Below are 12,431 nucleotides of genomic sequence, written 5' to 3' on the forward strand. Positions count from 1 at the left end.
CAGCGTCACTGCGCCGTCAGATAGAGATCCTTGGCATAGACAAGGTCTTGCGGGTTCTGGTAGGGGTAGCCCTTGACGTTGGGTTTGAGCAGCCGTGATTTCACGTAGAAGTAGACAGGGGCGATGGGGGCCTCCTCGTCGATCAGCACCTCGGCCTGCTGATAGAGGCGGTTGCGCTCGGCGGGGTCCTTGGCGTCATGGGCCTTGGCCAGGAGGGCGTCGTATTCCTTGTTGAACCACTTGCCGCTGTTGGCGCTGCTGCTGGAGGTCATGATGTCGAGGAAGGTGGAGGCATCGTTGTAGTCTCCGTTCCAGGAGTAGCGGCTCACCCCGAAGTCACCCTCGTTCAGGGCCGACACCATGGTCTTCCACTCCATGTTGTTGAGCTCCGCCTTGACCCCCAGGTTGTGCTTCCACATGGAGGAGATGGCGAGCGCTATCTTCTTGTGCCCCTCGTTGGTGTTGTAGAGGATGTCCACCGTCAGCGGCTTGTCAGGGCCGTAACCCGCCTCGCCAAGCAGCGCCTTGGCCTGCTTGATGCGCTCTTCCTTGCTCATCAGCTCGCTGGCGGGGCGTTTGAGCTCGAAGCCGTCCACGCTCGGCGGGGTCAGGCTGAAGGCGGAGAGCTGCCCCTGTCCCAGGATCTTCTCCGTGATGGTGTCCCGGTCGATGGCAAGAGACAGTGCCTTGCGCACCCTGACGTCGTCAAAGGGTTTGCGCTGGGTGTTGAAGACGTAGTAGTAGGTGGCGAGCATGGGGGCGCTCACCAGCTCCTCCGGGCTCTGGCGCTTGATCTGCTGATACTGCTCCAGGGGATAGGTGGTGTAGTGCAGCTCGCTCGCACGATAGCGGTTGTAGGCCGCGGTATCGGAGACGATCTCCAGATAGATCACCTTGTTCAGCACGGTGTGCTCGTTGTCCCAGTAGTGGGGGTTGCGCTCGGCGATGAGGCGCTCGTTCGGGGTCCACTCCTTGAGGGCGAAGGCGCCGTTGGAGACGATGTTGGCCGGTTTGACCCACTCATGACCGAACTTCTCGATGGTGGCCTTGGGCGCCGGGAAGGTGGTGTAGTGGGAGAGGGTCTTGAGGAAGAAGGGGACCGGGTTTTTCAGGGTGATCTGCAGGGTGTAGTCATCGAGCGCCTTGATCCCCAGGGCATCCGGGCTCTGCTTGCCCTGCACCACGTCGCTGGCATTGGCGACGCCGGTCAGCTCGATGAACCAGGCGTAGTTGGAGGCGTTCTTGGGGTCAGCCGCCCGCTGCCAGCCATAGACGTAGTCCGCCGCCGTCACCGGCTCGCCGTTGGACCATTTGGCATCGGGTCTGAGCTTGAAGGTGTAGACGGTGCCCGTGGCATCGAGCTCGTAGCCAAGGGCGCCCGCCGCCTGCAGCTTGCCGTTGCCATCCAGGGTATAGAGCCCCTCGAACAGATCGTTGACGACGTCGCTGCCCGCGCTCTCTTCCACCATCTGGGGATCGATGGAGGCAGGCTCGGTGCCGATGTTGCGCACGAACACTTGCTGGGTGGCTGGCAGAAGCTGGGTGCCTTCAGGCACCTGGGCGGCGAGGACGGGGAGGGTGAGCAGAGCGGCAACCGCCCCGGCGATAAGCGACTTTTTCATTGAATATCCTTATGTTTTTTGCTTCCAAAGCGCAGCCAGTGTGCGGGATTGGGGGGCAGATCTCAAGAGGGGAGCCTCTGGCGCAACATTGCCGGGCGCCAGGGGGAGCAAGGCGGGCAGCCGCGTCGGCCCGGATGCATTCTTGTCACGAATTAACCCCCCAAAAGATGCCGGATGGCACCCTTGTTTCACGCCGAAAGCCCGTGGTGGCGCGGTTTTCTGGCGATTTAAAGAACGGCTTAATTCGCTGCAAAAACAAAAAACAGGCGTTACATTGGGTTACAAAACAACGCTGCCGGGGATCGGCACTTTTTTTGCCGACACCTGCAAACGTTTTCAACGGCCAACGGAAACGATCTTAAAGGAACAAGAATGCGAAACATGATCACCATGGGCGAGTTCATCGTCAAAAAGCAGGCGGACTACCCGACCGCGACCGGCGAGCTGACCTCCTTGCTCAGCTCCATCCGCCTGGCCGCCAAGGTGGTGAACCGGGAGATCAACAAGGCGGGTCTGGCGGACATCATCGGCTCCATCGGCGCCGAAAACGTGCAGGGCGAGGTGCAGCAGAAGCTGGACGTCTATGCCAACGAGCGCTTCAAGGCGGCGCTGGAGGCCCGTGGCGAGGTGTGCGGCATGGCCTCTGAGGAGGAGGAGGACTTCGTCTCCTTCGATTCCGAGCTCTCTCGTCACTCCAAGTACGTGGTGCTGATAGACCCCCTCGACGGCTCCTCCAACATCGACGTCAACGTCTCGGTCGGGACCATCTTCTCCATCTACCGCCGGGTCAGCAAACCGGGCGCCGGCGTCACCCTGGAAGACTTCCTGCAGCCGGGTCACCGTCAGGTCGCGGCGGGCTACGTGGTCTACGGCTCCTCCACCATGCTGGTCTACACCACCGGCTTTGGGGTCAACGGCTTCACCTATGACCCCTCCATCGGCTGCTTCTGCCTCTCCCACGAGAACATCCGCATTCCGGAGGAGGGCAAGATCTACTCCATCAACGAGGGCAACTACATCAAGTTCCCGGACGGGGTGAAGAAGTACCTGAAATACTGCCAGGAGCGTGACGAGGCGACTCACAGGCCCTATACCTCCCGCTACATCGGTTCCCTGGTGTCGGATTTCCACCGCAACCTGCTCAAGGGGGGCATCTACATCTACCCGTCCGGCACCAACTCTCCGAACGGCAAGCTGCGCCTGCTCTATGAGTGCAACCCCATGGCCTTCCTGGTGGAGCAGGCCGGTGGCAAGGCGTCCGATGGCTTTGGCCGCATCATGGACATCCAGCCTACCGCTCTGCACCAGCGGACCCCCTACTTCGTCGGGTCCACCAGGATGGTGGAGCGGGCCGAGGCCTTCATGCGGGAGTTCTCCGCCCACGAGGATCCGGCCAACCAGGGCTAAGCCCGGGCCAGCGTCCCTTCGTCACGGGAGCCGTCAAGGCTCCCGTTTTTATTGGCGTGCAGGCGGGTGTAGCCAGGTTGATATGCTGACGGACTGACGGACTGACGGACTGACGGACTGACGGACTGACGGACTGACGGACTGACGGGCTGACGGGCTGACGGGCTGACGGGCTGACGGACGGACGCGGCGCCTCGGCGGTCGCGGTGCAATGGCTGGTGGCCCCCTTGCCGGAATACCGGGTCTGGATACGTGGGCGGGATAAATACGGCACGGGCCATCTGCGGGGCTATCGAGGCGCGTTGAACCCGTTTTTTGCCCACAATCCTCCCCACATCCATCTGTTTTTCAGATGGGTTATGACTCAATGCATCGTATCAGTGGATGGATTCGGCGGTAAAACGGTGCTGCCAGGAGGGCGAACCGAGGCGTCGGGGACAAGAAGGGGGGCCGGGGGCGAGATGCCGCCCCTTGCCAGCAACGAAACGGGAGCCCTGGGGCTCCCGTTGTTATGGGCGGCAGGTCGCGCCCTGCTGACGTCATGCTTACCCTCAGGGGGTGGCATGGCGGGCGAGATCCGCCAGCAGGCCGTCCACCAGTTTGAGGCGCATGGCCCTGTCCTGGGTCGGCACCTGGAAGCGCAGCCGGGTCGGTCCGTCCATCTTGTAGATGCGCGGCTGTTCCGAGAGCAGCTTGACCAGATAGGCCGGGTTGACGCGGGTTTCCTGGGTAAAGTCCAGATAGCCGCCGCGCTCGCTCATCTCCACCCGGCGAATCCCCAGCGCCGTGGCGCGCTGGCGGAAGGCGGCCAGCTCCATCAGCGTCTTGGTCGGCTCCGGCAAGAGACCGAAGCGATCGATGAGCTCCACTTTGAGCACCCGCAGCTCCTGCTCATCGGCGGCACTGGCGATGCGCTTGTACATGGAGAGCCGCATGTTGACGTCCGGGATGTAGTCGTCCGGGAGCAAGGCGGGCAGGCGCAGTTCCACCTCGGTATGCTGGCTCATGAGCTGCTCCAGCGACGGCTCCTTGCCATGTTTGAGCGCCTCCACCGCCTGCTCCAGCATCTCCATGTAGAGGGTGAAGCCCACCGATTCAATTTGGCCGCTCTGATCGTCGCCGAGCAGCTCGCCCGCGCCCCGGATCTCCAGATCGTGGGTGGCGAGCGCAAAGCCGGCGCCGAGATCTTCGAGGGATGCGATGGCCTCCAGCCGCTTGGCCGCATCCTTGGTCATCAGCTTGGGATGGGGGGTGAGCAGGTAGGCATAGGCCTGGTGGTGGGAGCGACCGACCCGGCCCCGCAGCTGGTGCAGCTGGGCCAGGCCAAGGTGATCCGCCCGGTCCATGATGATGGTGTTGGCGCTCGGCACGTCGATGCCGGTCTCGATGATGGTGGTGCACACCAGCAGGTTGAAGCGCTGGTGGTAGAAGTCCGACATCACCCGCTCGAGCTCCCGCTCGCGCATCTGGCCGTGGGCGATGCCGATGCGCGCCTCCGGCACCAGCTCGGCAAGATCGGCGGCGCACTTCTCGATGCTCTCCACGTCGTTGTGCAGGTAGTAGACCTGGCCGCCGCGCTTCAATTCCCGCAGTACCGCCTCGCGCACCACCGCAGGTTCGTGCTGGCGCACGAAGGTCTTGATGGCGAGCCGCTTGGCGGGCGGGGTGGCGATGATGGAGAGATCTCGCATGCCGGACATGGCCATGTTGAGGGTGCGGGGAATGGGGGTGGCGGTGAGGGTGAGGATATCCACGTCGGCGCGCAGCGCCTTGATCTTCTCCTTCTGGCGCACCCCGAAGCGATGCTCCTCGTCGACGATGAGCAGGCCCAGATCCTTGAAGGTGAGCTCGGCGCTGAGCAGCTTGTGGGTGCCGATGATGATGTCCACCTTGCCCTCGGCCATCTCCTTCATCACCGCGCTCTGCTCCTTGGCGGAGCGGAAGCGGCTCAGTACCTCCACCCGCACCGGCCAGTTGGCGAAGCGGTCGCGGAAGTTGTCGTAGTGCTGCTGGGCCAGGAGGGTGGTGGGCACCAGCACGGCCACCTGCTTGCCGCCGTGCACGGCCACAAAGGCCGCCCGCATCGCCACTTCGGTCTTGCCAAAGCCCACGTCGCCGCACACCAGGCGGTCCATGCTCTTGGCCTGGCACATGTCGCCGAGCACAGCGTTGATGGCATTGAGCTGATCCTCGGTCTCCTCGAACGGGAAGCTCGCGGCAAACTGGCGGTAGGCTTCGCGGTCGTGCTTGAAGGCAAAGCCGTGACGGGCTGCCCGCATGGCATAGACATCCAGCAGCTCGGCCGCCACGTCCCGCACCTTCTCCGCCGCCTTGCGCCGCGCCTTGACCCAGGCCTCGCCGCCGAGCTTGTGGCTGGGCGGGTTGTCCGAGCCGGTGTAGCGGCTGATCAGGTGCAAACTGGTGACCGGCACGAACAGCTTGTCGCCGCCGGCGTATTCCAGGGTCAGAAACTCGGTGGGCAGGCCGCCTGCGTCTATGGTCTCGAGCCCCAGGTAGCGACCGACCCCGTGATCCAGGTGCACAACCGGCTGGCCCTGGGTCAGCTCGCCCAGGTTTCGGATCACCGCATCGGAGCTTAAGTTCTTGCTCTTGTCCCGCTGGCGCTTGCTGCGGATCTTGCCGCCGAGCAGCTCGGCTTCGGTGATGAGGGCAAGGGGCGTCTGGCCGGGCTCTTGCAGCAGGAAGCCCCGCTCCAGGGGACAGACCAGCAGCCCGTGGCGCGCATCGCTCGAGAGGAAGGCGTCGAGGGAGGCAAACTCCCGGGGTTGCAGGTTGATCCGTGCGAGCAGATCCCCTAGCCCCTCGCGCCGCCCCTCGGACTCCACCGCAAACAGGGTGCGCCCGGCAAAGCCTTGCAGGAAGCCGTCAAGGGCCAGCAGGGGTTGCTCCTTGCTGTGGTCGAGCTGCAGATCCGGCAGGGGGGCGAGGGGCAGATCCTGCTGACCCGCTCCGCCGTCAACGGTCGCCTCCTGCAGCCGCACGGCGCCATAGTCCCCGAGGGCGGCGAAGAGCTGCTCCACCGGCAGATAGATCTGCTGGGGCGGCAGCAGGGGACGGGTGTTGTCCCAGCGCCTGTCTTCATAGCGCTGGCCGATGTCGTTCCAGAAGCGCTGGGCCGCGGGGTAGATCTCCCCCACGGTGAGCAGCAGGGTGTTGCCTGGCAGGTAGTCAAACAGGCTGGCGGTCTGGTTGAAGAAGAGCGGCAGGTAGTATTCGATGCCGGCGGGCCAGCGCCCCTTGCTCACCTCCTGATAGACGGAGCCCTCGGCCCGGGAGATCTCGAACTGTTCGCGATACTGGCCACGAAACAGCTCGATGGCCCCCTCGTCGGTGGGAAATTCCCGGGCGGGCAGGAGGCTCACCGACTTCACCTGCTCGCTGGAGCGCTGGGTCTCGGGGTCGAACGGGCGGATGGAGTCCACCTCGTCATCGAAAAAATCAATGCGATAGGGGCGGCTGCTCCCCATGGGGAAGAGATCCAGCAGGGAGCCGCGGGCGGCGAATTCGCCATGCTCCAGCACCTGTTCCACCGCCACGTAGCCCGCCTGCGCCAGACGCCCGCGCAGCTGCTGCAGGTTGAGGCGCTGGCCGCTTGTGACCATCAGGCTGTATTTGTCGAGATAAGCCTGGGGCGCCGTGCGCAGCATCAGGGTGGAGATGGGCACGATGAGCACGCCGTGGCGCATCTGCGGCAACTGGTAGAGGGTTTCGAGGCGCTGGGAGATGATGTCCTGGTGGGGAGAGAAGCTGTCGTAGGGCAGGGTCTCCCAGTCCGGGAACAGCAGCACCGGGCAATCCTGATCCGCCAGCAGGAACCCCAGTTCCTGTTCAAGGCGCAGGGCGCTCGGGGTATCGGCGGTGACCAGCAGGACGGGTCTTCGGGCTTCCCGGGTGAGGCGGGCGGCAACCAGCGCCAGGCTGCTGCCGACCAGCTGGCCGAACGTTGTCTTCTGGCCCGCTTTGGCGGGCAAGGCGGGGAGGGTCATTGGCATCATCGGAGTCTTTTACTGTTGGCGTTCTTTTGACATGGACCTGGGTTAGCGCTGACGTTCCTGGGCACGCAGCTTGAGCTGTTTCGACTGCACATGCAGGCTGGCGCGCACCAGCAGCTCCCGGTCATCCTCGCGGATGCGCACGTAGTCGAGCATCACGTGGGTGCCGTGCTCTCCAGCGTCCCGCTGCACGACCTCGCCGTAGCAGTAGACGGCGGAGGCTTCTTCCCGCAGGAAGATCTTGAGCCGCACGATCTGGTGCAGGGCGGGGGCCTCCCCGTGCCCCTGGTGGGGGTGCAGGTAGGTGAGCTGCCCGGCGCCAAAGCGCAGGGTGTGGAAGCGGTGCTCGGGGTGATCCTGGGCTGCCAGCACATAGCCCATGATCATGTCGATCTTGCGGGACTGCTGATTGATGATCTCCACCAGATCGTGCATGGACTCGTTCTGGCTGCGCAGCAACCGGCTGCTCACCAGATCGATGGAGGTAATGGCGGAGGCGATGCGAAACGGCTCGGGCAACTCGGCCTCCAGGGCCTCCAGCGTCGGCAGACGAAAGTCGGCCGGCATGGGGATCACATTGACCGGCGTGGCATGGGTGACGCTGAAGAACTGTTCCTGCATGGAGGCTATCCCTTGTTGTCATAGACGGTTTCCCTTTATTATCCGGTATCTTATTTCGTTGGCAACGTAGATATCCTTGAAGACCGGACTTTTTCAGCCACTGTCGCTGGCCATCGGCCTGCGTTATGCAGGCTCGCGACGCAGTAACCGCTTCGTCTCCTTTATCTCCCTGTTCTCCACCTTTGGCATCGCCATCGGGGTCGCCGCCCTGATGGTGGTGATCTCGGTGATGAACGGGTTCGAAGGCCAGCTCAAGGGGCGCATCCTCGGGGTGATCCCCCATGTGGTGGTGACCAATCAGGCTGGACGCATCGAGGCCGAGCCCGAAGGTCTGCCCGATCTGGCCCGCCTGCCCCACGTGGTGGCCACGGCCCCCATGCTCGACAGCGAAGGCATGCTGCAAAGCCCGGGTCAGCTCACCGGTGTGAGCGTGCAGGGGATTGATCCCGCCCGCTGGCCCAAGGATGACATCCTGCACGCCCAGATGCTGGGTGGGCGCCTTGACAGCCTGCAGGCCGGTGAATACCACATCGTGCTGGGGCAGGGGGTGGCCAGCCGCCTCAAGGTCTCCATCGGCGACCAGGTGCGTCTCATCCTGACCGAAGGTACCCGCTTCACCCCCTTTGGCCGGGTGCCGGCCCAGCGTCTTTTCACCGTCTCCGGCATCTTCGGGGTCGGCGCCGACGTGGACAGCCAGGTGGCCCTGATTGCCCTGGGGGATGCCCAGCGCATGCTGCGCCTGCCCGCAGACAAGGTGGGCGGCATCCGCCTCTGGCTGGACGATCCCTTCGCCGCCGACGAGGTGGTGAAGACCGCGTTGCCGGACGGGCTGGAGTGGCAGGACTGGCGCCGCGAGCGCGGCGAGCTGTTCCAGGCGGTGGCCATGGAAAAACGGATGATGGGGCTGATGCTGGTGCTGATCATCGCGGTCGCCACCTTCAACATCCTCTCCGCCCTGGTGATGGTGGTCACCGACAAGGAAGGGGAGGTGGCCATCCTGCGTACCATGGGCATGAGCGAATCCGGCATCGTCAAGATCTTCATGGTGCTGGGGGCGTCGAGCGGCGTCATCGGCGCCCTGTTCGGGGGGCTGGCGGGGCTGGCGCTCTGCTTCGGCCTCAATCCTCTGCTCAATGCCCTTGGGCTCAACCTCTATATGGCGGCGGGGGGCAGCGGTCTACCGGTCATCGTCGAGCCGGCCCAGGTCATGACCATTTTGCTGGGCGCCGTGCTGCTCAGCTTCAGTGCCACCCTCTACCCGGCCTCCCGCGCGGCCCGGGTCAAACCGGCGGAGGCGCTGCGTTATGAATAATTCATCTTCTGTTGTTACTGGTGCAAGTGGAGCCCCCGTTATGAATCAATCCGTCTCCTGCGAGCCGCTGCTGCGCTGCCAGGCCCTCAATCATGTCTACAAAGAGGGCAATCTGGAGACCCAGGTACTCAAGGGGATCGAGCTGGACGTTGCCCCCGGGGAGATGCTGGCGGTGGTGGGGAGCTCGGGCTCCGGCAAGACCACCCTGCTGCACCTGATGGGGGCGCTGGACAACCCCTCCAGCGGCGCCGTGCTGTTCAAGGGGCAGGACATCCATGGCTGGGACAGCCGCACCCAGGCGAGGTTTCGCAACCAGGAGTTGGGTTTCGTTTACCAGTTCCACCACCTGCTCTCGGAATTCAGCGCACTGGAAAATGCGGCCATGCCGCTGCTGATCGCCGGTGAGTCGGTGGCCAGCGCCACCGAGAAGGCGAGCAAGATGCTGGGGCGGGTGGGGCTCTCCCACCGTCTCAACCACAGACCGTCCGAGCTCTCCGGTGGCGAGCGCCAGCGGGTGGCCATCGCCCGAGCCCTGGTCAACGAACCCAGCCTGGTGCTGGCGGATGAGCCCACCGGCAACCTGGATCACGCCAGCGCCACCGCCGTCTATGAGCTCTTGTGCGAGCTCAATCGCGAGCTTGGCACCGCGTTCGTGGTGGTGACCCATGACTTGAGCCTGGCGGCCAAGCTCCACCGCCGGGTCACCCTGGTGAGCGGCATCATGGCGGAGGTCGCCTGATGTTCAAGCCGCTGCCCCTGTTCCTGGGCCTGCGTTACAGCCGCTCCCGCCGTCGCAACGGCTTCATCGCCTTCATTTCGGCCTCCTCCCTCATCGGCATCGCCCTCGGGGTGATGGCCCTCATTCTTGGCCTCTCCGCCATGAACGGGTTCGAGCGGGAGCTCAAGAACCGGGTGCTCTCCGTGGTCCCCCACGGCGAGCTCATCGGCATGGAGGCGCCACTGCCTGACTGGCCGCGGCTCAGGGACTACCTGCTGGCTCAGCCCGGGGTGGAGGCGGCTGCCCCCGTCATTCGCCTGGACGGCCTGCTGGAGCACGGCTCCGCCCTCAAGGGGGTCCAGCTGCGTGCGGTGCTGCCGGAGCTGGAAGCCAATCTCTCCGATGCGGGCAACTTCATGACGGGTCGGGGCCTTCGCGAGCTGCAGGCGGGTGAACACGGGGTCATCCTCGGCAAGATCATCGCCGACAAGCTGGGGGTCAAGACAGGGGACACCGTCACCCTGCTGCTGCCCCAGGCGGGTGATGCCGCCGGCATCAAGAACCCGAAACGGGAGGCGCTCACCGTGGTGGGGCTGCTCGAGATCGGCGGCCAGCTCGACGGCCTGCTCGGCTTCATGCACCTGGCGGACGCCCAGGCCATCACCGGCATGGGCAGCGCGGTGGAGGGGTTCAGCCTCAAGGTGAACGACGTGCTCAAGGCCCAGTCCATCACGGTGGCGGCGGCCCAGAAATTCCCGCACTACGTCTATATCAGTAGCTGGATGAGCCGTCAGGGTTATCTCTATCAGGACATCCAGATGGTGCGCACCGTGATGTACGTGGTGATGCTGATGGTGGTGGCGGTGGCCTGCTTCAACATCGTCTCTACTCTGGTGATGGCGGTGAATGAGAAGCGCAGCGAGATTGCCATCTTGAAGACCATGGGGGCGAGCCCGGGCCAGATCCGGCTTACCTTCGTCATCCAGGGGATGGTGAACGGGGTGGCGGGAGCCTTGCTCGGCGCCCTGCTTGGCGGTCTGCTCTCCAGCAAGCTGACCCAGATCCTGAGCGCCATCGAAGGGGTTATCGGGCACCGTTTCCTGAATCCCGACATCTACTTCATCGACTTCCTGCCGACCGAGCTGCACATGCAGGACTTGCTCATCGTGACCGGCGCCGCCATCCTGATGAGCCTGGTGGCGACCCTCTATCCTGCCTGGCGGGCGAGCGGCCTGGTGCCGTCCCGGGAACTGGGGCATTGATGCCCATGGATGTGATAAAGGGCCCTGCGGGGCCCTTTTTATTGTCACTCTTTTGTGGGGAAACCCCCGACGTGGCGGTTATCGGGGCAATACGCAGGAGGAGATGATGCCCGGTGCCGTGTTAATGGCATCAATGGGCATTCAACTCATCGAGAGGCAGTGAAAAACTCCCCACGAAGACATCGATGAAGTAGCGCATGGCGGGGTTCATCCTGGCGTCCAGCATCTGCTCGAGGCGCTTTCGCGCGGGCTCGAACTCCCGGTTGCCGACGCTCAGCTCCTCCAGACACTTGGTGTAGGCGCAGAGGGTGTCTGCATCCTTCACCAGGCTGGTGAGGGCCTCGTCCTGGGCGCCGGAGTCGAGCAGGGGGCGAAAGTCCTCTACCAGCTCAGGCGGCAACATGCCCAGCAGGCGCTGCTCGGCGGCAAGCTCAATCTTCTTGTATTCGCGGGCGATTTCGGGATTGAAGTACTTGACCGGGGTGGGCAGATCCCCGGTCAGCACCTCGCTGCTGTCGTGGTAGAGGGCCATGACGGCGGCCCGGTCTGCATCCACCTGAGCGCCGAACAGGCGATTGCTGATAAGACCGAGGGCGTGGGCCACCATGGCGACCTGCAGGCTGTGCTCGGCGATGTTTTCGGGCTGGATGTTGCGCATCAGGGGCCAGCGGTAGATGAGGCGCATACGGGCGAGGTTGGCAAAAAAATGGCTGGGCAGCATGGAAGACCTCGAATGGGGCAATGAAAAAGGGCAGACCCTAGTCTGCCCTTTTTTCCACCCGCAAGGATAGCCTGAGATGGGCCCTCAGCGGATGTAGCGACCCGATTCGGCCTCGTGGTTGGTCACTATCATCTGGCCGATGGGGGCCAGGCTGATGAGGGCCAGCTTGAGGTGCTGGATGCCGAACGGGATGCCGACGATGGTGACGAAACAGGCCAGCGCCGAGGCAATGTGGCCGATGGCCAGCCAGACCCCGATGAGCACAAACCAGAGAATGTTGCCAATCAGCCCCAGGGCGCCGGTGCCGATGTCGCTCTGGCCCGTCATGCTCTTGCGGCTCACCGCCTGCTTGCCAAACGGGAAGAAGGTGAAGGTGCCGATGACGAAGCAGGCGCGTCCCCAGGGGATCCCGATGAGGGAGACGAAGCAGAGCAGCCCCGCCAGCCACCAGGCCAGCCCCATGAAGACGCCTCCCAGCACGAACCAGAACAGATTGAACAAGAAGCGGAAAAAGGACATGTGGGTGACTCCAGCAGCACGTGAATTGGCTGTCACCATAGCGAGGCCGGCCGGGGGACGCAATGGCACAGGCGAGAAGGTGGACAATTTGGGTCGCAGCACGCCATTTTTGTGCCCGATTGGCGGCGGATGGCGATCAAAATGGCCCGTTTACCGTGAAAAAGAGTGAGCCAGTGCAAATTATTGCGGATGGAATGCTTGAACTCGGTGCAAGGCTTCCCCATATAGGAGAAAGT

The 12,431-nt window shown here is 63.8% G+C and carries 10 protein-coding genes; 5 read left to right on the forward strand and 5 right to left on the reverse strand.

Annotated elements, in window-relative coordinates:
- Positions 1-5 precede the first annotated feature (5 nt).
- Positions 6-1,622, reverse strand: coding sequence for a peptide ABC transporter substrate-binding protein (locus J9889_RS01280; protein ID WP_045524768.1), 1,617 nt, complete (start codon positions 1,620-1,622; stop codon positions 6-8).
- Positions 1,623-1,764: 142 nt separating this feature from the next.
- Here J9889_RS01280 and J9889_RS01285 point away from each other — a divergent pair, with 142 nt between their 5' ends.
- Together J9889_RS01285 and fbp are read left to right on the forward strand one after the other, a co-directional pair.
- The gene (locus tag J9889_RS01285; RefSeq protein WP_124244103.1) at positions 1,765-2,007 is read left to right on the forward strand and encodes a hypothetical protein; all 243 of its coding nucleotides are present in this window, start codon (positions 1,765-1,767) and stop codon (positions 2,005-2,007) included.
- On the forward strand, positions 1,995-3,029 hold the full coding sequence (fbp, locus tag J9889_RS01290; RefSeq protein ID WP_029314452.1) for a class 1 fructose-bisphosphatase: 1,035 nt from the start codon (positions 1,995-1,997) through the stop codon (positions 3,027-3,029). The genes J9889_RS01285 and fbp overlap by 13 nt, the downstream gene beginning before the upstream one ends.
- A 551-nt stretch (positions 3,030-3,580) precedes the next feature.
- On the opposite strand, the gene mfd is transcribed toward fbp, so the two are convergent.
- Together mfd and J9889_RS01300 are read right to left on the reverse strand one after the other, a co-directional pair.
- Positions 3,581-7,045, reverse strand: coding sequence for a transcription-repair coupling factor (gene mfd, locus J9889_RS01295; protein WP_210555836.1), 3,465 nt, complete (start codon positions 7,043-7,045; stop codon positions 3,581-3,583).
- Between the two features lie 42 nt (positions 7,046-7,087).
- Entirely contained in the window at positions 7,088-7,663 is a 576-nt protein-coding gene (locus J9889_RS01300) for a hypothetical protein (protein WP_049636824.1), read from the reverse strand.
- Between the two features lie 76 nt (positions 7,664-7,739).
- Between J9889_RS01300 and J9889_RS01305 the strand changes: the two genes are divergently transcribed.
- The 3 genes from J9889_RS01305 to lolE are packed head-to-tail and all read left to right on the forward strand — an operon-like array spanning position 7,740 to position 10,955.
- On the forward strand, positions 7,740-8,975 hold the full coding sequence (locus tag J9889_RS01305; protein WP_010674566.1) for a lipoprotein-releasing ABC transporter permease subunit: 1,236 nt from the start codon (positions 7,740-7,742) through the stop codon (positions 8,973-8,975).
- Positions 8,976-9,015: 40 nt separating this feature from the next.
- Positions 9,016-9,714, forward strand: coding sequence for a lipoprotein-releasing ABC transporter ATP-binding protein LolD (lolD, locus tag J9889_RS01310; protein ID WP_010674567.1), 699 nt, complete (start codon positions 9,016-9,018; stop codon positions 9,712-9,714).
- Entirely contained in the window at positions 9,714-10,955 is a 1,242-nt protein-coding gene (gene lolE, locus J9889_RS01315; protein ID WP_010674568.1) for a lipoprotein-releasing ABC transporter permease subunit LolE, read from the forward strand. Before lolD ends, lolE begins: the two co-directional genes overlap by 1 nt.
- A gap of 130 nt (positions 10,956-11,085) precedes the next feature.
- Here lolE and yfbR read toward each other — a convergent pair whose 3' ends face one another.
- Both yfbR and J9889_RS01325 read right to left on the reverse strand, forming a co-directional pair.
- A complete protein-coding gene (gene yfbR, locus J9889_RS01320; protein WP_010674569.1) occupies positions 11,086-11,676 on the reverse strand; it encodes a 5'-deoxynucleotidase in 591 nt (196 codons plus the stop codon).
- 84 nt (positions 11,677-11,760) lie between these two features.
- Complete coding sequence (locus J9889_RS01325) at positions 11,761-12,195, reverse strand: YccF domain-containing protein (protein WP_010674570.1); 435 nt, start codon at positions 12,193-12,195, stop codon at positions 11,761-11,763.
- Positions 12,196-12,431: the final 236 nt, after the last annotated feature.

Source organism: Aeromonas sp. PrichA-15, from assembly GCF_017939245.1.
Taxonomy (GTDB): domain Bacteria; phylum Pseudomonadota; class Gammaproteobacteria; order Enterobacterales; family Aeromonadaceae; genus Aeromonas; species Aeromonas caviae.